16 protein-coding genes and 1 tRNA gene are annotated in these 20,164 nt (G+C 61.9%); 14 read left to right on the top strand and 3 right to left on the bottom strand.

Going from position 1 to position 20,164, the window contains the following annotated elements; all coding sequences use genetic code 11:
- Nucleotides 1–85 precede the first annotated feature (85 nt).
- Nucleotides 86–478 (top strand): hypothetical protein, encoded by a 393-nt coding sequence (locus BLU54_RS15320; RefSeq protein ID WP_211435359.1) that lies wholly within the window; start codon nucleotides 86–88, stop codon nucleotides 476–478.
- A 160-nt stretch (nucleotides 479–638) separates the two neighbouring features.
- On the opposite strand, the gene BLU54_RS15315 is transcribed toward BLU54_RS15320, so the two are convergent.
- On the bottom strand, nucleotides 639–1,205 hold the full coding sequence (locus BLU54_RS15315; RefSeq protein WP_139169705.1) for a hypothetical protein: 567 nt from the start codon (nucleotides 1,203–1,205) through the stop codon (nucleotides 639–641).
- Between the two features lie 61 nt (nucleotides 1,206–1,266).
- On the opposite strand from BLU54_RS15315, the gene BLU54_RS15310 reads away from it, so the two are divergent.
- The 7 genes from BLU54_RS15310 to BLU54_RS15280 all read left to right on the top strand — a co-directional run bounded on the left by BLU54_RS15310 (nucleotide 1,267) and on the right by BLU54_RS15280 (nucleotide 9,138).
- A complete protein-coding gene (locus tag BLU54_RS15310) occupies nucleotides 1,267–1,998 on the top strand; it encodes an ASCH domain-containing protein (protein ID WP_091910256.1) in 732 nt (243 codons plus the stop codon).
- A 510-nt stretch (nucleotides 1,999–2,508) separates the two neighbouring features.
- On the top strand, nucleotides 2,509–2,736 hold the full coding sequence (locus BLU54_RS15305) for a DUF4224 domain-containing protein (protein WP_170845164.1): 228 nt from the start codon (nucleotides 2,509–2,511) through the stop codon (nucleotides 2,734–2,736).
- On the top strand, nucleotides 2,705–3,907 hold the full coding sequence (locus BLU54_RS15300; RefSeq protein ID WP_139169704.1) for a site-specific integrase: 1,203 nt from the start codon (nucleotides 2,705–2,707) through the stop codon (nucleotides 3,905–3,907). Before BLU54_RS15305 ends, BLU54_RS15300 begins: the two co-directional genes overlap by 32 nt.
- 927 nt (nucleotides 3,908–4,834) lie before the next feature.
- A complete protein-coding gene (locus BLU54_RS15295) occupies nucleotides 4,835–5,881 on the top strand; it encodes an acyltransferase family protein (RefSeq protein ID WP_091910247.1) in 1,047 nt (348 codons plus the stop codon).
- A 606-nt stretch (nucleotides 5,882–6,487) separates the two neighbouring features.
- The gene (locus BLU54_RS15290; RefSeq protein WP_091910243.1) at nucleotides 6,488–7,120 is read left to right on the top strand and encodes a LysE family translocator; all 633 of its coding nucleotides are present in this window, start codon (nucleotides 6,488–6,490) and stop codon (nucleotides 7,118–7,120) included.
- 519 nt (nucleotides 7,121–7,639) lie between these two features.
- A complete protein-coding gene (locus BLU54_RS15285) occupies nucleotides 7,640–8,728 on the top strand; it encodes a PLP-dependent cysteine synthase family protein (protein ID WP_091910553.1) in 1,089 nt (362 codons plus the stop codon).
- Between the two features lie 209 nt (nucleotides 8,729–8,937).
- The gene (locus tag BLU54_RS15280) at nucleotides 8,938–9,138 is read left to right on the top strand and encodes a hypothetical protein (protein WP_091910239.1); all 201 of its coding nucleotides are present in this window, start codon (nucleotides 8,938–8,940) and stop codon (nucleotides 9,136–9,138) included.
- A 126-nt stretch (nucleotides 9,139–9,264) separates the two neighbouring features.
- Here the strand turns inward: BLU54_RS15280 and BLU54_RS15275 are convergent, their stop codons facing one another.
- Nucleotides 9,265–10,386 carry a 3-hydroxyisobutyryl-CoA hydrolase gene (locus BLU54_RS15275; RefSeq protein WP_091910236.1) on the bottom strand — a complete coding sequence of 374 codons (1,122 nt, stop codon included), beginning with the start codon at nucleotides 10,384–10,386 and terminating at the stop codon, nucleotides 9,265–9,267.
- Nucleotides 10,387–10,759: 373 nt separating this feature from the next.
- A complete protein-coding gene (locus tag BLU54_RS15270) occupies nucleotides 10,760–11,161 on the bottom strand; it encodes a hypothetical protein (protein WP_091910233.1) in 402 nt (133 codons plus the stop codon).
- A 111-nt stretch (nucleotides 11,162–11,272) separates the two neighbouring features.
- Between BLU54_RS15270 and BLU54_RS15265 the strand changes: the two genes are divergently transcribed.
- From BLU54_RS15265 to aat, 6 genes are all read left to right on the top strand, one after another.
- Nucleotides 11,273–11,575: a hypothetical protein gene (locus BLU54_RS15265; RefSeq protein WP_091910231.1), complete on the top strand. Its 303-nt coding sequence runs from the start codon at nucleotides 11,273–11,275 to the stop codon at nucleotides 11,573–11,575.
- A gap of 254 nt (nucleotides 11,576–11,829) precedes the next feature.
- Nucleotides 11,830–11,906, top strand: a tRNA-Met gene (locus BLU54_RS15260).
- 284 nt (nucleotides 11,907–12,190) lie between these two features.
- The gene (locus BLU54_RS15255; RefSeq protein ID WP_091910229.1) at nucleotides 12,191–14,227 is read left to right on the top strand and encodes an amylo-alpha-1,6-glucosidase; all 2,037 of its coding nucleotides are present in this window, start codon (nucleotides 12,191–12,193) and stop codon (nucleotides 14,225–14,227) included.
- Between the two features lie 46 nt (nucleotides 14,228–14,273).
- The gene (locus BLU54_RS15250; RefSeq protein WP_139169703.1) at nucleotides 14,274–17,120 is read left to right on the top strand and encodes an MGH1-like glycoside hydrolase domain-containing protein; all 2,847 of its coding nucleotides are present in this window, start codon (nucleotides 14,274–14,276) and stop codon (nucleotides 17,118–17,120) included.
- Nucleotides 17,121–18,830: 1,710 nt separating this feature from the next.
- The gene (locus BLU54_RS15245; protein ID WP_091910226.1) at nucleotides 18,831–19,430 is read left to right on the top strand and encodes an NUDIX hydrolase; all 600 of its coding nucleotides are present in this window, start codon (nucleotides 18,831–18,833) and stop codon (nucleotides 19,428–19,430) included.
- Nucleotides 19,427–20,152 carry a leucyl/phenylalanyl-tRNA--protein transferase gene (gene aat, locus BLU54_RS15240; RefSeq protein WP_091910224.1) on the top strand — a complete coding sequence of 242 codons (726 nt, stop codon included), beginning with the start codon at nucleotides 19,427–19,429 and terminating at the stop codon, nucleotides 20,150–20,152. Before BLU54_RS15245 ends, aat begins: the two co-directional genes overlap by 4 nt.
- Nucleotides 20,153–20,164 lie beyond the last annotated feature (12 nt).

The raw sequence follows: 20,164 nt of genomic DNA, 5'->3' as shown, positions 1-20,164 counted from the left end.
CGGTTACAGCGACGACTGCGACGGCTGGGCGTTGATCCGTTGGCGCGGTGCTGTCGCGTCGGCAATCCGCGGCGAACGAGGGCAAGTGTTCCTGCGCGAACTTCTCGCAGCGCTCGACGCCATGACCGACAAGCGCCTTATCGCAGACGAGCTCCAAACAGCCGATGGCGACTTTTGCACGATCGGTGCGCTTGGCGCGGCGCGCGGCATCGACATGTCGCACCTCGATCCCGATGACAGGGAAGCCGTTGCAGAAGCATTCAACATCGCGCCTGCCCTCGCCGCCGAGATCGTCTACGAGAACGACGAAGGGCTTTATGCGTGGGATTGGACGGAGGTCGAAGTGTATGGCCCGTTGCGGCGATTCGAGCCACGAACCCAATCAATGCGCGTCGCGCGCCCTCGACTCGAGGAGGAGCGCTGGCAGCACATGCGGCAATGGGTGGCATCGCAGATTCGAGGGAGTGGCCAATCATGAGCCGGATCATCGGCCTGCTCGTCTGCCTGGCGTTGCCCGTGTGGCTGCTGTTCATCGCCATCTATCTCTGCGTGGAACCATCGTGAGCAACGACATCACTACCGATGCGCTGACGCATTGGAATAAACGACTAGGACATGAATCAGGCTGTGCCGGTCCATTATTCGGCCGCAGTCCAGGCAGGCAATTGCAATCCGCGTTCACGAATATCAATCTCAATTTGACGCTTAATGCTGCTCAGCCGTCTTGCGAGTTTGAACCACCTGGGGTTTCGCGGATGCCACAAGTCTCTGCCGCCGGCCGTCGCATTTATCGCCTCAAGGTTCCCGCGAAAACTGGCGAGAAGGTCGGAAAGTACGAATGCGCGTGCGCTGTTCACGCTGCTCAGGGCATAGGTCGGCACGCAAAGCAGTTTCTGGTGAATATCCCAAATATTTTCGACGTCAACGAATGGTGGTTCGCCTTGTGCGGCTCTCAGCGACTCACGGAAATTATTGACACACTGAAACGCCCGCTCCGCGAGCATGTACAACTGCGTCAGCGCTCTGTCCTTCGCTTCGTTGTCCGCCCTACGTTGCTCCGCCAACTCTCGGCGGCGAACGGCCGCCGCCTGACGTTTATCCTCCACGCTGAGAAAGATCGCAACGCAGATCGCGACGATTGACCCGATCGCTTGAACCCAGCTACCCGCGCTGCTGCTATCGCGCGGGGGGTACAGATAAAACATGGCCGCGCTCCAGCCGATGATGACGCCTATCAATAACAGCCCCAGATTTTTGAGTCGAGCCATGCGTGAACTCCCGATATTATTTTCTGGCGCTATGGTGCGCGCCATCCTCGACGGCCGCAAGACGCAGACGCGGCGGGTCATCGCGAAGCAACCGTTCGACCGCTCGTGGTCGCGGCATGACCACCGCATTCAATACGTGTCGGGGCGGGCCGAAAATCAAGACGAGACCGACGGCTTCTATGCTTACAGCACCAGCTCGGGCGGCGAATGGCAGGCGAAGTCACCATTCGGTCAGCCTGGCGACCGGCTGTGGGTGCGGGAGACGCATGCGATCTTCGCGACTTATGGGCAGCGCCGTGTCGACGGCGAGCGCTGGGGACCGTGGGGCGGCCTGTCAACAGTCGTGTCCCCTGACGGCAAGCAGATCGTCTACTTCCGCGAGGGGTTTGACCGCTGCGACCCTGGCCGCTGGCGGCCCAGCATCCACATGCCGCGATGGGCCTCGCGCATCCTGCTCGAAGTCGCGGAGGTGCGCGTCGAGCGGTTGCAGACGATCACGGAGGACGACGCACGGGCGGAAGGCATTGCCGAAGTGCCGGGGCAAAGCGGCGAGCCGGGCGCGTGGTGGACTGGCGACGTTAAAGAAGGCTCGGCGCTGCATGGCCACACGCCCGTCGCCGCCTTCGGACGCCTGTGGAACAGCCTCAACGCCGCTCGCGACCACGGATGGGACGCCAATCCCTGGGTGTGGGTGGTGTCGTTCAAGCCGGTCTCTTCGACCGGCGCGTGAGCCTTTGACCGCCCACGGCTCACGCTATGGCAGAGGTTTGAAAGGCAGCCCTCCCCAATTGATTGTGTCCTCATAGCCGGGAGGCGGTCTCCACTGATCTGCGGCGACATCCGCTTCTTGCCTTGTCGCGAATGTTTGACCGAGTTCGATGTACGCCATGTGTGCAGGCGCTGCACGTAGCGAGGACTGCACGGCCAGCGTAACGGACCAACGGCCGGTATACGGGGCCTGGGTCGTTAGGCCAATTGAGACGCGATGGATTGTTTGCTGAAGACTATTCCGTCTAATGATGTGTTTCATTTCTATCGGCGTATGCACTGCCGCTCCTATCACATATTTTAATCTCTTGGAAGGGATGTGTTGTAAAAAAAGCAAAAAAAGTAGTTTCATTCCTGGTCGGATGGCCGAAATCAATCTGTTGTTCAGGCGATTCCGCCCAGCAACAAGAGCACTGACGCCCGCCGCCGCGTGGGTTATCGAGATAACGAGAAGGGAATGGAGGGTCGAATGATGAACGACTACCTCAGCTCAGCTGAACTGTCTGAGCTGGTCGGCTGCAAGCCGAACCAGCGTGCCGCCATGGCTGCCTGGCTCACGAAGAATCACTGGGCATTCGTCTTAGACCGTAGCGGACTTCCGAAGGTGGCTCGCGCTTACCGAGATCGGAAGCTGGGCGTTACCGAAACCAAGCAAAAAGCAAAGCACAATGACGCGCCCAACCTCCAGGCCTTCGTCTAAATCGGTAGCGAAGGATCACTCGACAGGCGTCGACCGCCTGTATGTTCGCAAGGGCGTGCGGAGAGTCACCTTTTGGTACAAATACGCGGACGGCAGACGCGAAACTCTGTCGACGGCGCCAGTCGGGGATCGCGCCGCGATTGCTGCGGCGGAGCTTTCAGCGAAGCGCAAAGCGATCGATATTCAGGCGGGTCAGGTCGTCGCCGGGTCAGTTGGTGAATTGATCGATCGGTTCGCTAGCGAAGTCGCGCCTACCCATTTCGCAGATCAGTCAGCCAACGGCCGCGGCGTGCGCGCAGGGACGTATCGAAACCTGACGAAGTTTTTCGGGCGAATGGCCCCCGCTGCTCTTCGCAAGATCCACGGGTACCAATACCTTGACGCGCGTGCCAAGTCGGGCGCCCCCGTGCTTGCGAACAAGGAGTTGGCGATGATGTCGACGATCTGTTCCTACGCGGAGCGCTGGGGCATCATCGAGGCGAATCCTTTTGTTGGAATGCGGCTGAACAAGGCCGACAAGAAGGTCCGAACAATTGATCGCAGCCAAGTGGTCAAGTTCTACCTGTGGGCGCTACGGCAGGATCAACCGTTCCGAACCATGGGATGCGCCGCCATGTTCTGCTACCTGACCGGTTTTCGCGCTGCCGAGGTCCGACCGTTTCACATGGCCGGCGTGAGCGGCATGGGCGTGCAGGTCGTAAGCGCGAAGCGGAAAAAGGGGGAAGAGGAAGTCTCAAAGCTGCGAACCTGGTCGCCGCGGCTGCGCACCGTTGTCGCCCGCGCAAAACAGGGCCGCAAGGTCAGCAGTCTCTTCCTGTTCGCCAACCGCCGCGGTCAACCATACTCGAAGAGCGGCTGGGGCGCGGTGTGGTCCGACGCCATGTATGCGTGGATCGCTGGGGGCGACCCCGAGGTTGGCCTTCGGCTCGCCGCGCAGAAGGCGCGAGAAGCAGACCAGCGGCGCGGATTCGCTGCAGCGCCCTCGCCGGCCCCATCGCTAGCCGAGCATCCGCTCTACTTCGCGCTCAGCGATATCCGGCCGGCTGCCATTACTCGCAAGATCGCGGAGCGCGCCGCCGATGCCTACGACTTCGCGGCCCATGCAAACCCCGCGACGACCCACAGACACTACGACCGCCGAAGGGTTAAAAGCGCCGCGGCGACGGAATGAAAATTTCGGAACGGGGCTGAAAAACTCGTTATATATCAATGGGCGAAAATTCTTGTCCGTTCCGAAGTTGATTTCTTATGTGATTGATTCCACGATCGAAAACACTATTGGATGGCCGGATTGTGATTCCAGTCGTCGTGGGTTCGAGTCCCATCGGCCACCCCAAGAATTTCTTTCAAAACAGCCGCTTATACAGCGGCTGTTTTGCTTTGTGGCGTATGTTTACAACGGGCGCCGAGAAGTTTACAAATCCGAGCAGGGCTTGGCGTCCGCCCTGGCCTTTTGGGCGATCGCAGCGCGCATGCGAAGTGTCTGCGTCGCGTGATCCGTTTCAGCATCGAGGTCGGGGGCGCCTCCCACCTCCTCCGTTCCCAACGCTCACGGCAGGCGGTCGTTCAAACCTGTGTCCGCTGGCTTTGTCACGTCGACCTGGCAGCCTCTTGCGGCAGCGTTCACGACAGCCTCGAACATCAGAGTGCCGCCCGCCTCGAACATTAGGGTGCGACTCGCCCACCTGCCGGGCTGGCACGCGCCCGATCCTGAAAAGCCCCGCTGCTTGCCCCCATTGGAACGACCGGACTCTGTTTCTGCAGTAAGCCGACGATTTCCATGCCTTGCTCGCAACCGCATTCAAGGGGCCTGACCCTGCAAATGCACTTGCCGCTTACCAAGGCGGGAGATGGATGGCCGGCAACGGGATGGCGACCCTGCCATCAGCAGTGGTTTCCGTACAGTCGAACAACATTTGAAAAATAACGAGCTGGTGCGGAGTCGGGAGCATGCAAGGTCAGTGGGCCTTGCAATAACTCCTGGCGACTCGGGTAGCACCTGAGTGTTGATCCTTACGCTCTGCAACATAATTGCAGGCGGGCCGGGCAGGCGCTCCGTTTAGAATTCGGCCACTTATTAATACGGCCATTTTACATCATGACAGATATCAAAAAAAATCGTATATCTGCGCTCGACGGCCTAAGAGGCTATGCAGTACTAGCCGTGTTTCTCTATCATACCCTCGACGTTCCTAAAAGCGGTCATCTCGGGGTCGATATATTCTTCGTTTTAAGTGGATTCCTGATTTCCTCTCATCTTTATCAACAGCTTTCGACGTGCGGAACAATCGATCTCTCCGGCTTCTACTTGAAACGGTGCGCGCGCCTGCTGCCGGCATTCTTCGTTGCATGTGTCCTTTTCGAGGCTATTGCATACTGTTTTCCGAGCAGTGCGTCCCTGGAATCGCCGCTCAAGCTGCTGAGCCTTTTGTTCGTATCGAATTTTTTGTCGGCGTCGGGTCAAGAACAGGTAGGCCTGATGAACCATCTCTGGACGCTCTCCGTTGAATGGCAGTTCTACTTGTTATGGCCCGCCGTCCTATTTGGACTTCATAAGCTCAGGCTCCGAGGTCGCGGCATCGGCTGGATTTTACTGATAACGTTTATACTGGCAGTCGGACTGAAGGCCCACGGCAACCAATTCGCACATTTCGATGGCTTGCTTGTCGGATCACTTCTGCCATTGCTGACTAGTCAGAAAGTGGTCAAGCGCGCGTTCAATAACCGGATATGCAATGCCGCTTTGCTTTCAGCATCAATCTCAGCACTGATCCTACTCATTCTATTTCCGGTGCCGCAGTTCACGATGTTCAATGAAGTCGCAACCTCAATTGCTACAGTTGCGTTGATTTTCTGCACGACTTTCAAGCAGTCGGGGATTTCGCGCCTGGTATTGGCGAACCGACTTGCCCAGTATTTCGGCCGAATTTCCTATGGCCTTTATCTGTATCATTTCCCCATCGCGGCGCTGCTCTACGTCAACTCGTTCCCTCGCGCCAAGATCGCGCTCGTGGCATGCGTAGTTGCGATTCCGCTTGCCGATGTCTCTTGGCGTTGTCTGGAGCAACCGGTCATACGCCGCTTCGGTAATAGGAAATCTCAGCGCGCCGCCGCTGCCTTCGGCCGCACGTGGAAGGCACCGTAACGATTGCGATGGGCGTAAGGCGGCGTGCACGGTGGGATCGAGCGACGGGTTCAGGTCTGGATCGCCACGATTTGAGCATCCGAAGACAAGGTACGTCTGCGTCCCCTCCTTCTCTACGGGACACTGTTCGGCGCCCTACATCCGCCGTCGGTTGCCCGCTTCGCCGCCCCCGTATGGCATTGGCTCGCCTCTCTGTCGAAGCACCGTTGTAACTGATGAACGTGTCCAAGTGATGCGCGCCCCTTCCGGCGAGGAATGCAATGTTCAGCGCCGCTATGTTGACCCTTTGTTGGCCCTGGTCCGCTGATTTGCCGCTTATCAACGTCCATCATGCCCGCTCTCTCGACCGAGCGCGATAGCCCGCGCTGATAGAATGATCGTTCGTGGAAGCGTGATCCGATCAATCTTCCGCATGCCGAGCGTGTGATGTTAAGGGTTCCCAAGGTAATACGCGAAACGTGCCGGGAGACGATGACTCGCAGCATGTCGTGGACCAGATCGATACGAGAATGTCGCCGCACGACGGGACACGTGAACGCTGATTCGGCCTTGACTGGTCGCATAGTGTCGCCTAGATTCGGACCTTGTCCGCGGAAGACCTCTGCCATGGGTTATATCTCCACTCTTTCTCTCATTGCGCTGACGTATCTGGCGGTCTTGGCGAGTCCGGGTCCAAACTTCTTCATCCTCAGCCAAATGGCACTGGAGGGGAAAGCAGCGCAAGCGCGCCGTGTCGTCGTTGGACTTTCGACCGGCTCCGTGTTCTGGGTGACGATATCCATGGCGGGACTGGCAACCGTCCTTGCACGGCATCCCCATCTGGCAGACGTCGTCCGCATCTTCGGTGCGGTTTATCTAATCTGGTACGGCGGCCGCCTGTTAAAGTCCGCCTTCACAAGGCCACGACACGGAGACAGCCGCAAGCCTCAATCGGCCACGTTCGAGCGCCTGCGGGGCGGTTTCAGGGTCGGTCTGCTGACTGGGGTCACCAACCCGAAGGGCGCGGCATTTTGGACCAGCGCGTTTGCTGCGCTGATGCCTGCGGCCGCGCCGCTCTGGTTTCATATCTTGACCGTTGCGACGATTGCCGTCATGTCGCTCGGTTGGCACCTGGGCATCACGCTCGTGTTCGGCAAGCAGCGTCTACGGGACGCCTACCTGCGGATTCAGAAAAAGGTCAATGGCGCAGCCGGTTCCCTTCTCATCTCGTTCGGCCTGTACCGTGCCTTCAATCGATAGCGACGCCATAGCCGGAAGCACGGTGTGCGGCGACCGGTCCGTGCCGAGGTGGCGCATGCGCTTGCGTGAAAAGCCGCATCGTCATCTCGTTGACGTCTGCGACTTCCCACCTTCCGACTCATAGCACCGCTGCAGCATCTCTCGCCGCGTCCTTATCGCCGGCGAGCACCAGTCGCTGCATCTCGAGTGCTGTGACGGTCTCGACCTCTACGGCAGCAGGCGCCGCATGGGCCTGTGATTGCGCATTATCGGCACACATGGATTGCGCGCTCGTTCAAGAGGAATCGCCTCGGGCGCGCGGGGCCTCAAGCACCTCATTCCGCCTGCCTCGACAAGCTGCCTGATACGGCATCAAGGCAACCCGCAGTCGCTTCTCCCGCTTGCATGCGATGGACGTGCCGCCCTCGTCGCGTCAGCCCATGCGACAACGCTGCCCGGCAAAGCGCTTGCATTATTTCAGTGCTTCCTGTGTCATTGGAGGCCCGCGCGGATAACGCCTCGCGCCACGAGAAAAAGACCATGTCCGCTCTTCCTGCCGCAAACCGTGAATGGGTGCGGGACGCGGTGCGCCGTATCGAAGCTGACTTCAACCGGTCCGCCGACACCCACCTCCTGCCGGTGCCGATCGCGTCCGCGCCGCGCATCACGCTCTACCTCAAGGACGAATCCACGCATCCGACCGGCAGTCTGAAACACCGGCTGGCCCGGTCGCTCTTTCTGTATGCGCTGTGCAATGGGTGGATCGGGCCAGAGACGACAATCATCGAGTCGTCGTCGGGGTCGACCGCTGTTTCGGAGGCCTATCTCGCTCGCCTTCTCGGCCTTCGCTTCATCGCGGTAGTACCCGCGACAACGTCGCCCGAAAAGCTGGCTGCGATTCGGTTCCACGGCGGGCACTGCCATCTGGTCGATGATGCTAGCGAAGCGCCAGCGGCAAGCCGGGCGTTGGCAGAGACGCATGGTGGTCACTACATGGATCAGTTCACATTCGCCGAGCGGGCGACGGACTGGCGCGGCAACAACTCTATTGCGGAGTCGATCTTCCGGCAGATGGCGCTCGAACCTCATCCGGAACCGACGTGGATCGTATGCGGTGCAGGCACCGGCGGCACGTCGGCGACGATCGGCCGCTTCGTGCGCTATCGCGGTCATTTGACTCGTCTTTGCCTGGCCGACCCCGAGGCATCGGTGTTTCATCGGCATGTGCTCGACCGCGGCATCGTCGATGTGGGACGCTGCGCGAGCGCCGTGGAAGGCATCGGCCGCTCGCGCGTCGAGCCGTCGTTCGAACCTTCGCTGATCGATCGGTGCGAAGCAATTGGCGACGCGCAAAGCATTGCCGCCGCCCGTGTGCTATCAGCGTGGATCGGTCGCCCGTGCGGCGGATCGACCGGTACGAATGTTTGGGCGTGCGCGCGCGTGATCCGCGACATGGCAAAGCGCGGCGAGTCCGGCTCGGTGGTTTCGCTGCTTTGTGACTCAGGCGAGCGATACCGAGCGACGTACTTCGACGACGCTTGGCTTGCATCGCGCCATATCGACGTCGTGCCGATGGAGCAATTGATCCGACGCTTTTTCGAGACCGGTCAGTTCCCCGAGGACGCGTAACGGGTCCGCGATCCGGGGGGCAAAGTCCCGGGATCCGGGCTCCGACCAGGCGTCGGGAGCGTGAATTGCTCGCACGCCGCTGTGGGGCGTGAACGAATCGACGTCCGTCGCGGATCTGGCATCGGCCTGGCCGATTTGACCAGTCGGTGCGCCGCCCCCGGCCTCGACTCTCGTCGCGGGCATAGTCGCGCAGCCCACTGGAGAAAGTTATGACCAACGATCTAACGCAAGAACCGCTCGACGGCACGACGCCCCCGGGCCGACCGATTCCGGGCGGTGCGCCCGAAACCGAGCCGCTCGCGCCTGGTAGCGACATTTCGACGCCCGATGCAGACCGCGACGCAGCCGTCGATCCTCGTCAAGACGGACGGCCGCCGCTACCGACGGAACCGGCCAATACTGCACAATAGACTTGACCGCCCCGTAGCCTTGCGCACCTCGGCAACGTTGGCTGCATGCGGCTCGCGCCGCCGCATGCTACCCAAGCTCCACCCTGACTGCAGCATTCGTGGAGCCACTTGCAGAGCCGCTCGTATTCACGCGAGATCATGCAAGGGATGAGCATCCCACGGCGATTCGAAGTAGCGGTCAATATTTACCTGCGCTAAGCCATCGACGTCGGCAGGCCGCCATTGCGGACGGCCGTCCTTGTCGATGAGCAGCGCCCGTATGCCTTCAATCAAATCGCCGCGCTCGAGAATACGGGCGACCAGTGTGAGGTCGTCTTGGAGGCAGGCAGCGAAGGTCTGACGTGCGGCCCGGCGAACATGCGCCAGTGACAACGCCATCGAGAGCGGCGAGCGCGACCGTAACGTGGTTAGCGTGAGTTGAGCCCAGTCGCTGGGATCGGCGGCGAGCGAAGCAACGATGTCCGCAACGGTCGCGCCAGCGAAATGCTGTTCGATCAGCGGCGTCGCATGTTGCACCGAAGCCTCCCCAGCTTCTTGCGCGGCGGCGTCGGACGACGGCGCATCGAGAGCGACTTCGCCGATGAACGCGATTACGTCGGCGGCGCTGTCGAACTGCGCGCCGCGCAGGCGAGCAGGCAGCGTTTCGGCCGCCGCATCGGCAATCGCCTTGTCAGCCAACCCAGCGCTCAACGCTTGCTGCCAGGTGATGGACTCGCCGGTGACTGCCATGTAGTCGCCGAGTCGACCGGGAGCACGCGCCAGCATGTAGGAAACGCCAACGTCCGGGATCAACCCGATGCGCGTCTCCGGCATCGCCATTCGAGTGGAAGGCGTGACCAGTCGCAGACCACCGGTGAAGACGCCGGGCTGCGAGATGCCCATGCCACCGCCCATCACTATGCCTTGCGCCAGTGAAATGTAGGGCTTGGAAAAGGCACTGATCGCGTAATTGCACCGATACTCGTCGGTAAAGAAATCGAGAATTTCGGCGGTGTTGCCTTTGATCCCGCTGTAATACAACGATTTGATGTCGCCGCCTGCGCAAAACGACCGGGGACTGCTCGAATGGACGAATACTGCTTTGATCGACGAATCGCTTTCCCACTGTTGCAGCTGCGCGTGTAGCGACACCAGCATCTCGCGACTCAATGCGTTGAGCGCTCGGGCGCGATTCAATGTCACGAAACCAAGGCCGTTGCCCGGCGCGTCGAAAAGAATGGGAGCCGCGATCTCTTCCTTTTCCAGCACGCTTCCTCCTTCGGTAAATTCACATTTGTATCGGGGCCGCCGCCGTCCCGCCGCAGTGTAGGCGCAGTACGGCCCATTGACGGAGCGCGCGCCGCCGCTGCAATCGAACCGGTTCACCTCGTTGCCGGCTTACACTGCGCGCAGTGCCAGGGTAGTACACCGCGCAGACGGTGCAATCCAATGGCTATGCGCGCCCTGGGCCGTCGCCTGCATCGACTCGTGTGCACTCGGCCCACTGGTAAGCACTGAGGGCTGAATGCCCGATCTTTGGCGATTTTCTTCTGCCCTTTCTGTGCCCTTTCTTCGACCTTTCGCTACCGATTTTCCCGCTCCGGGATCGCTTACTCGGCTACAGCAGGCATTCGTTTTACAGTCAGCAACCCTCTACGCCCAACTCGTCGAGTCGAACGATGACGGCATCGCGTGCACGCTGCGAGCCGCCTCCAAAATCGACCGCGTCGAACACGGCCATGCTGGTACAACGCCGAATACGTTCGCCAAGCGCCTGGCGCAGGCGTTCGGTGTTCTGCAGCGGCTCGCTGAGGAAGGCCTTGATTTCATTGGGACGCAGCGCCACGAACACCCGAAGCGGATGCTCGAAACGCGCGAGGGTCGCAATGCGCTTGGCACGCAACTCGATTCCGGCCATCCCGGACAGGACCTTGGCTTGCGCCAATACGTGAACCGGCAGCAATTCGCGCATGCGGTCGGCAAGCCGCTGCGCCCAACTTGTCATGAATGCGCCCTCTTCCGGCGTCATCAACGGATTCTTCATAATTCTCCCATTACAGCAGTGCTGCAGTCGCCAACAACGCGCCATCCCTTGCTGGACGTTTTGGCGATAAAATCTGCGCCGCCTCAGTCGCAGTGACCCGGAAACCGAACCATGCGCAAACTCTGCCTGTCCTTCCTACTCTTGTCCGCCGCCGTTGCCACAGGCTGTGCAACCAAAAGCGCGACGACAATGATCCACTTACCCGATGGACAGCAGGGCTTCGCGCTGAACTGCAGCGGCAGCGACGCGGGCGCCAGCTGGGCCGAATGCTTTCGGCGTGCAGGCGAGGCATGTGGACCAAGCGGATACGACATCGTTTCCAAGGACGGCAGCGAAGGCGGCGCTGGCGGCTCGGTAAACGGATTATTTCAAGCCAACATTACGACGCGTACGATGGTCGTCAAATGCCACTGACCAACTGCCGCACCGACTTGCAACAGCGTTTACGACGGCGTGAAGCGATAGACCGCGGGTAACGCTGGAAGGTTCGATCGCTGGAAGGTTCGATAATACGCGCGCGGTGCATCTTGACCAGTCAGCAAAAAGACCTACTCCCAGCGCGCGCCCCGACCGAAGCGCACGCGCAAGCCAGGGCCAGGCTTCTACCGGAACGCGCAAACTTGCGCGAGCCCGTGGACCGAGATATACTCTCGGTCTTGGTTGACGGACGCGGGGTGGAGCAGTCTGGCAGCTCGTCGGGCTCATAACCCGAAGGTCGCAGGTTCAAATCCTGCCCCCGCAACCATACAGTCCGTTCAAACCCGTGACATTGCCTTGCGCATGTCCGACGACAAGCCCGCACGAGCGGGCTTTTTCGTTTTCTGGTGCAGTGCGCCGCCGTCATCAGAACGGTACTGGGCTGCATCTGTCTCGCTCCCAATCGAGGCGACGAGCGCGCTTCCCTCCTCCCGGCAAAGCGGTATCGGCCCGCGGTCAAATTGGGCAAGCTGGTCAATCCGCCGAGTCTTACCTCACCTTGCACTCGGATAACATAGGCATTCCAGAAACAGTGCTGCAAAGCCGTCTGCCATGTCTGTTCCCGAGCCCACACTCGACCTGCCCTTCGACCCCAGTGGCGATCAGCGATCGTACGCGCTCAAAATTGCGGACGGAAGCTGCGCGGCGTCGGAATGGCTCGAAACCGACGACCTCGGCGGTTTCGCGTCCGGCACCGTCGGACTGATCCGCACGCGGCGGTATCACGCACTGCTGCTGTCGGCCGTCCGGCCACCCAGTGAACGGCTGGTACTCGTCAACGGCATCGAAGCTTGGTTGCAGCATGGCGACCGCCGTCTGGCGCTGACGACGCAGTGCTACGAAGGCGCTCTGTGTGATCCGGATGGCGCGGGCCGGGTCCAAGGCTTCTCACCGGCCCCCTGGCCCACCTGGCGCTTCAACTGCGAAGCACTCGGCGAGTTGCTTTTCGAGGTCGCGGTGATACGCGCGTCGGGCGACACCGTGCTGCGATGGCGCGCCGCGGAGCCCAAGCGATGCGACGGTTGGCGCCTTCATGTAAGGCCGCTGCTGTCTGTCAGAGCGTTCCACGCGCTGCATCACGAGAACCCTGCGTTCGACTTCACCCCCGACGGTGACGGCTCGCGCGTGTCCTGGAAGCCTTACCCGGATCGGCCGGCCATTTCCGCATTGAGTAATGGCGCCTACCGTCATGCACCCGATTGGTTTCGCCGGTTCTGGTACGCGGCTGAAGCCGAACGTGGTCTCGACGCCTCGGAAGATCTCGCTTCGCCGGGCGTGTTTGAGTTCCGGTTGGGCGCCGAACCGGCAATCCTCATTTTTCGTGCTGGCGACAGCCGACAGGTCGCCGTTGAACCATATGCAGGCGCCGCGTTGGCAACCGAGCACCGTAGGCGAGCCGAATTCACGTCGCCAATAACGCGTGCGGCCGATCAGTATCTCGTCGAGCGTGGCAGGGGCCACACCTTGATCGCCGGCTATCCTTGGTTCGGTGACTGGGGAAGGGACACGTTTATCGCGATGCGGGGGCTCCTGATCGCAACAGGCCGGCTTCGGTTTGCCTATGCAACACTCACGGCTTGGGCGCAGACGGTGAGTCAAGGCATGCTACCCAACCGCTTCCCAGACAATGACGGCCCGCCGGAATACAACTCCGTCGACGCTTCGCTTTGGTATGTGATTGCCTACCACGACTACGCAGCGGCGGCCCGCCCCGACGCCGCTGCGCGGGCACCGATCGAGAAAGCGATCGAGGCGATCATCGACGGATATCGCGCCGGCACGCGCTTCGGGATCCGCGAAGACATCGATGGTCTGCTCGCTGCAGGTGAGACCGGCGTGCAATTGACCTGGATGGACGCGAAGATAGGTGACGAAGTGGTCACGCCACGCATCGGCAAACCCGTCGAGATTCAGGCGCTCTGGTACAACGCGCTCAGGATTGCCGGCAGCTTTGCGCCCCGCTTCGCGCCCCTCGCGGACCGCGTGCAAGCAGCGTTTCGGGCGCGCTTCCTCTCCTCCGACACGCGAGGAACGGACGCCGTCCTCGCAGATGTCGTGGACTGCGACCATGTCCCTGGTCGAGTCGATGGAGCGATCCGGCCCAATCAAGTGTTTGCCGTCGGTGGACTGCCATTTGCAGTGATCGACGGGGATGCGGCGCACCGTGTCATCGAGCAGGTGGAACGCACGCTGCTGACGCCGATGGGTCTACGTACGTTGGCGCCCGACCATCCCGCCTACGTTGGCCGATATGGCGGCTCTCCGTTGAACCGGGACCGCGCCTATCACCAGGGAACGGTGTGGCCGTGGCTGCTTGGCGCCTTCGTCGACGGTTGGCTGCGTGTGCACGGCAACAAGGCGGCGACCCGCGCACGAGCCCGCGAGCAGTTCCTGGCACCGCTGCAGACACACCTGAGCCACGCGGGCCTGGGCCACGTCAGCGAGATCGCCGATGGTAACTGGCCGCATACCCCGCGCGGCGCGCCTTTCCAGGCCTGGTCGCTAGGTGAACTGCTGCGTATCGAACAGTGGTTGGCAGAGGTGGACAGCGCCGACCACGCGGCGCGTGGCGCAACATCGGACGTTTGAGATAGGCGGCAGCGGTCGCATTTGAAACTTACGGAGCGGAAAGAACATGTCGGAAAAAGCGAGCAGCCTGTGCGACACGGCGGAAGGCAAACGCCTCTTTTCGCCCGAGTGTCCGAAATGGCGGCGGTTCGGTCCGTATGTAAGCGATCGGCAGTGGGGAACCGTACGCGAGGACTACAGCGAAGGCGGCACCGCTTGGGATAGCTTCCCACACGAGCACGCGCGCTCCCGTGCCTATCGGTGGGGCGAGGATGGGATTGGCGGATTCGGCGACGAGCAGTTGAACTGGTGTCTGTCGCTGGCCCTCTGGAATGGCAAGGACGCGATCCTCAAGGAGCGTCTGTTCGGACTTGCCAACGCAGAAGGCAACCACGGCGAGGATGTAAAAGAGCTGTACTTCTACGTCGATGGCCTACCCAGCCACGCGTACATGCGCATGCTGTACCGCTATCCGCACGCCGCGTTTCCGTACGAGGATCTCGTCGAGGAAAATGCAAGACGCGACGCGTCGCAGGTCGAGTACGAGGTGCTGGACACCGGTGTCTTCGATGACGATGCGTTTTTCGACGTAGTCATCGAGTACGCGAAGCACACGCCGGATGACGTGGTGATGCAGGTCTCGGTACGCAACCGAAGCGCGCTGTCCGCGGAGTTGTGGGCACTGCCGCAGGTGTGGGCGCGCAACTACTGGTCCTGGCAGAACACCGAGCGTCGCCCGTTGCTGCGCAACGACGGCGACCGGCTGCTTGCACGTCATCCCCGGGTCGAGGACTTCGAAGTCACCACCTGGGGCGACGCCCAAGCCGAATGGCTGTTCTGCGAAAACGACACGAACGTCACCCGCCTGTTCGGTAATCCGGGCGCGGGGCCCTTCAAGGACGGCTTCAACGATTACATCGTCGACGGCAAGGAAGGCGCCGTCCGACGCGACAGCGGCAGCAAGGCGGGTGCGCTGCGGCGGCTCGTATTTCAGCCTCATGAAACGCGGACGTTCGGGATGCGTTTCCGTCCGGTAAATGGCGCAGGCGATGCTGAATCGGCCGCGCCCGACGCCGTCATCGCCCGACGCCGTGCCGAGGCTGACGAATTCTACGCCGCGTTGCAACCAGGCCTCGACGAGGACGCGCGCAATGTACAGCGACAGGCGTTCGCAGGTCTGCTGTGGTCCAAACAATTCTACTTCTTCGATGTCCAGCGCTGGCTGGCGGGCGATCCACTGCAACCGCCGCCGCCGGCGTCGCGCAAGCACGGGCGCAATGCGGATTGGGGGCACCTGTCCAACGCCGATGTCATCTCGATGCCGGACAAGTGGGAGTATCCGTGGTACGCGTCGTGGGACCTTGCGTTCCACGCCGTCACATTCGCGTTGATCGACCCGGACTTCGCAAAAAAGCAGTTGGCGCTGCTGCTGCAAGATCGTTTCATGCATCCGAACGGCCAGATGCCGGCCTATGAATGGGCGTTCGGCGACGCCAACCCACCGGTCCACGCCTGGGCCGTATGGCGCGTCTACGAAATGGATCTGGCGCTCACGGGCACGCCGGATCGGGTATTCCTCGAACGCAGCTTCCACAAGCTCCTGCTGAACTTCGGCTGGTGGGTCAACCGCAAGGACGCGGAAGGCCGCAACGTGTTCCAGGGCGGCTTCCTCGGCCTGGACAACATCGAACTGTTCGACCGCTCCGCCCCGTTGCCCACGGGTGGCCGCATCGACCAGTCCGACGGCACCGCCTGGATGGCTGGCTATGCGCTCAACCTGATGCGCATCGCGCTCGAACTCGCGGTCGAGAACCCGATTTACGTCGACATCGCGGTCAAGTTCTTTGAACACTTTCTCTATATCGCCGAGGCGATGGCCGGCGCCGATGACGACGGCATCGGTTTATGGGACGAGCAGGATGAATTCTTCTACGACGTCCTGCGCCTGCCGAATGGCAAGAAAGTGCCGTTGCGGGTCCGGACCGCGGTTGGACTGATTCCGCTGTTCGCGGTCCATGTGCTCGAGGACAAGGTAATTCGGCAGGTACCGCGGTTGGTCGAGCGTCTCGCCTGGTTCATGCGTCATCGCCCGGCGTTGGCCAAATTGGTATCGCGCTGGAATGAGCCGAATCAAGGCATGACGCTGTTGTCGCTGCTGCGCGGTCACCGAATGAAGGCGCTGTTGCGTCGCGCACTCGACGAGGCGGAATTCCTGTCTGACTACGGCGTGCGTTCCCTCTCGCGCTCACACGCACATTCGCCGTTCGTGCTCGAGCACGACAACCAGCCGTTTGGCATCGGCTACTGGCCGGCGGAATCAGAGTCTCGCCTGTTCGGCGGCAACTCGAATTGGCGCGGCCCGATCTGGATGCCGATCAACTATTTACTCGTCGAATCGCTGTACGAGTTTCATCGCTACTATGGCGACGATTTTCGCGTCGAATATCCGACCAACTCAGGCAAGCTTCACTCGCTGGCCGAAATCGCTGACTCGCTCGCGGGCCGTCTGTCGTCGCTCTTCCTGAAGAACCGCGAGGGACGCCGGCCGGTAATGGCTGCCTATCCGCTGCTGGAGTGCGATCCCGAAGCGAGCGACCTGGTGCTGTTTCACGAATACTTCCACGGCGACAACGGCAGAGGCGTCGGCGCGTCACACCAGACCGGGTGGACGTCGCTGGTCGCATTGCTACTGCAACCCCGGCGGATGACAGCCTCGGCAAATCTTCCGGTGGGTGCGGTCGGCTCCGACGACGACGCCGCGGAACAGGCACTCGCCGCCGATGGCAATGCAAGATTCTTCCACGAAGCGAACGCGGCATGGTTCGAGGCGAACAAGGGCGGGCACGGCGGTGCACAGACTGATGGAGGGCACGGGCGGGACGTCGATCCCTTCGAGTCACTCGATGTTTCCTGACCGACCAAATCGATCGGTTGGCCGCGCAGCGACTTTAGCAAACCGGAGGGGCGAGACGACGCTAGGAGACGAATGTCCTGCGGAGCCGTGCTTCGCCAGGGCGAATGACTGACGCCTCTGTCGCCACTTGGCCAAACTTCGCGCAATCCAGTGCATTGCTCGGAAGCTTCTGGTTGCAGTTCTCGAACGCGAACCGGTCAGGCGCGGGAGCCGGTACGCAAGCGGACGCTGCTCTCCGGTGCATCTACCGGTGGCTACTCGTGGCTACTCGTGGCTACTCGTGGCTACCCGTGGCCGCGAGCGCGTCCAGGGTGGCGGCCGGCGTTTGCAGGCGGCGCTATCAGGCAGCGCGCAACGCCGGGCCGATCGTCGTCCAGGCGTTGCGTGGTTGCCAGCCGACCGCTCCATACCGCACAAGAAGCACTGACGTGATGAGCTGTTGGCGCGCCGAGACGTCCGGATGCGGGCACCTTCGAGTGCCGAGACCGTCGGCTGCAACAACCCTGACCCTGAGACTCGGCGTGCGAGGAGCAGCGGCCCCCAGAGCCTGCCGCCGCTGAGACTGGACGGATCGCAACGCCTCAGGGTCGGGATACCTCCAGGTGGTGCCGCCTCCGAGCAGTGATGCCTTCCGATGCTGAGACCTTCGGCAGCCAAGACCCTGTGGTACTACGACCCCAGCATGTAAGGACCAGTGGCCTCCAGAGCCTACCGACGCTGAAACTGGCCGCATCGCGACGCCTTCGAGTCGGGACGCCTACTGGTGGCGCTGCCTTCCAGTGGCAACGCCTTCGGATGCTGAGACCTTCGGCAGCAGAGACCTTCTGCTTCTAGGACCCCAGCGTGTAAGGACCAGTGACGGCTAAAGCCTGCCGCCCTTTGAGACTGGCCGAATCGCGACGCCTTCGAGTCGGGACGCCTACTGGTGGTCCTGCCTTCCAGTGGCAACGCCTTCGGTTGCTGAGACCTTCGGCAGTAGAGACCCTCTGCTCCTAGGACCCCAGCGTGTAAGGACCAGTGGCCGCTGGAGCCTGTCGCCGCTGAGACGGCGCGGGCCGCACATCGTCCGGTGGTGAAGTCTTGGCGTGGTCACGCCTTGTCGTGGTGGTGCATTCAGATGGTGATGCCTTGAGGCGTTGATGCCTCAGGGTGCTGGCGCCTCCGGATGCCGACGTCTCCGGATGCCGACGTCTCCGAGTGCCGACGTCTCCGAGTGCACACGCATCAGGGTGCCGACGCCTCAAAGTATCGATCCTTTCGCCAGCAAACGTCCTCGGTCCAAAGGCGTCCGCGCCCTCAGCCCCCGATGCAGGGCTGCAGGGATGCGAAGATGCGGAAACGTCAGGAACTGCGAGACGCAGGTGCCAGGGCATCGCCACGCCAGGAATCGCGACTCTTAAGAGTGGTGGCATCGGGACGCCCGAGAGCCGCAGTCTCGAAGTCGCGATATGCCTGGGGCGAGAAGTCGCCAGCGCGCCAAGATGCCGGGCGGTCTGATTCGAGGCTGGCGGTGCCGGGCCAACCATCGGGTGCCCTTCGACGCCTGGTCGGCGAATCGCAGCGCACATTTGCCGCCCACGACCCTTGCGCGATACGGCGACATCCGAACGGAGCAAACCCCTTTGGCCGATGGCTGTCCGTACGCCGAACGTGGCGTTCCCGCACTGGCGGCAGTGTTAAACTTGCCGCTCGTCGATCCCGCGCCAGCCCATGAATTACTGCTCCCAATGCGGCCACTTTCCGCTCGAATACCGCATTCCTGCGGGGGACACGCGCGAGCGCTTCGTTTGTCCGTCGTGCGGGACGATCCACTACCAGAACCCGCGCAACGTCGTTGGAACGGTGCCGGTCTGGGAGGACAAGGTGCTGCTCTGCAAGCGAGCGATCGAGCCGCGCGCCGGCTATTGGACGCTGCCGGCGGGCTACATGGAATTGAGCGAGACGACGGCCGAATGCGCCGCGCGCGAAACGCGTGAGGAGTCGGGCGCGGAGGTCGAGCTGGTGCAGCTGTTCTCACTGCAGAATGTGCCGCACGTCAGTCAGGTTCACCTCTTCTATCTGGCAAGGATGCGGAGCCCGGCGTTCAGCGCCGGGGAGGAAAGCCTCGAGGTCCGGTTGTTCGAGGAAGACGAGATCCCGTGGGGCGAGATTGCGTTCACGACCGTCTCGCAGACGCTGCGGCATTACTTCCAGGACAGGCGTAACGGCGTCTTTGGCATGCATACGGGCGATGTCGTGCGTCCGATTTTCGATGAGCGCGATCCGCTCCTGCCAGGTCTCCCACCGGCGCCAGTCGACGTGGACCAATGATTCCCTGGCTGGGACCGCTCGATCCCTTCCCGTCTCCCAGCAGTGCTTTGCCGCCGGGTTCGCCGGCACCGGGGCTGCTGGCGGCCAGTGGCGAACTGCCGCCGACGCGGCTGCTCGATGCCTATCGTCGCGGCATCTTCCCTTGGTATTCTCCTGGGGAGCCGGTGCTGTGGTGGTCTCCCGACCCGCGCATGGTACTGGCACCCGACCGCTTCAAGGTCGCCCGTTCGCTGCGCAAGACGCTGAAGGCCGTGCTGCGCGACCCCGCGTTCGAGGTCCGCGTCGACGACGATTTCATCGCCGTGATGCGCGCTTGCGCAGGCGCGGCCCGCCCTGGGCAGGACGGCACCTGGATTACCGACGAAATCGTGGCGGCCTACGGTGCGCTGCACGATATGGGCTTCGCGCACAGCGTCGAGACGTGGTTCGAGGGCCGCCGCGTCGGCGGCCTGTACGGCGTCGGACTGGGCCGGATGTTCTTTGGCGAATCGATGTTCAGCGAGCGCACCGACGCGTCCAAGATTGCGCTGGCCGCGCTTGTGGCCCACTTGCGCATGCACGGCGTGCAGATGCTAGACTGCCAGCAGAACACCGCGCACCTCGCCAGCCTGGGCGCGCGTGAAATTCCGCGCGATGCCTTCCTCCAGCATCTGCGCGCAGCGATCGATGAACCTGCCGTTCCCTGGCCGTTCGACAAGTCGGTGTTGCGCCAGATCGCATAGGCGGCGGCCAAA

This window comes from Chitinasiproducens palmae (assembly GCF_900095735.1).
Classification (GTDB): Bacteria; Pseudomonadota; Gammaproteobacteria; order Burkholderiales; family Burkholderiaceae; genus Chitinasiproducens; species Chitinasiproducens palmae.
This window is presented reverse-complemented; position numbering and strand designations above follow the sequence as displayed.

Bases quoted from the DNA above. Each gene is read 5' to 3' on its own strand.
- BLU54_RS15315 (WP_139169705.1), bottom strand. From the start codon at position 1,205: ATGTTTTATCTGTACCCCCCGCGCGATAGCAGCAGCGCGGGTAGCTGG.
- BLU54_RS15310 (WP_091910256.1), top strand. From the start codon at position 1,267: ATGCGTGAACTCCCGATATTATTTTCTGGCGCTATGGTGCGCGCCATC.
- BLU54_RS15305 (WP_170845164.1), top strand. From the start codon at position 2,509: ATGAACGACTACCTCAGCTCAGCTGAACTGTCTGAGCTGGTCGGCTGC.
- BLU54_RS15300 (WP_139169704.1), top strand. From the start codon at position 2,705: ATGACGCGCCCAACCTCCAGGCCTTCGTCTAAATCGGTAGCGAAGGAT.
- BLU54_RS15295 (WP_091910247.1), top strand. From the start codon at position 4,835: ATGACAGATATCAAAAAAAATCGTATATCTGCGCTCGACGGCCTAAGA.
- BLU54_RS15290 (WP_091910243.1), top strand. From the start codon at position 6,488: ATGGGTTATATCTCCACTCTTTCTCTCATTGCGCTGACGTATCTGGCG.
- BLU54_RS15285 (WP_091910553.1), top strand. From the start codon at position 7,640: ATGTCCGCTCTTCCTGCCGCAAACCGTGAATGGGTGCGGGACGCGGTG.
- BLU54_RS15280 (WP_091910239.1), top strand. From the start codon at position 8,938: ATGACCAACGATCTAACGCAAGAACCGCTCGACGGCACGACGCCCCCG.
- BLU54_RS15270 (WP_091910233.1), bottom strand. From the start codon at position 11,161: ATGAAGAATCCGTTGATGACGCCGGAAGAGGGCGCATTCATGACAAGT.
- BLU54_RS15265 (WP_091910231.1), top strand. From the start codon at position 11,273: ATGCGCAAACTCTGCCTGTCCTTCCTACTCTTGTCCGCCGCCGTTGCC.
- BLU54_RS15255 (WP_091910229.1), top strand. From the start codon at position 12,191: ATGTCTGTTCCCGAGCCCACACTCGACCTGCCCTTCGACCCCAGTGGC.
- BLU54_RS15250 (WP_139169703.1), top strand. From the start codon at position 14,274: ATGTCGGAAAAAGCGAGCAGCCTGTGCGACACGGCGGAAGGCAAACGC.
- BLU54_RS15245 (WP_091910226.1), top strand. From the start codon at position 18,831: ATGAATTACTGCTCCCAATGCGGCCACTTTCCGCTCGAATACCGCATT.
- aat (WP_091910224.1), top strand. From the start codon at position 19,427: ATGATTCCCTGGCTGGGACCGCTCGATCCCTTCCCGTCTCCCAGCAGT.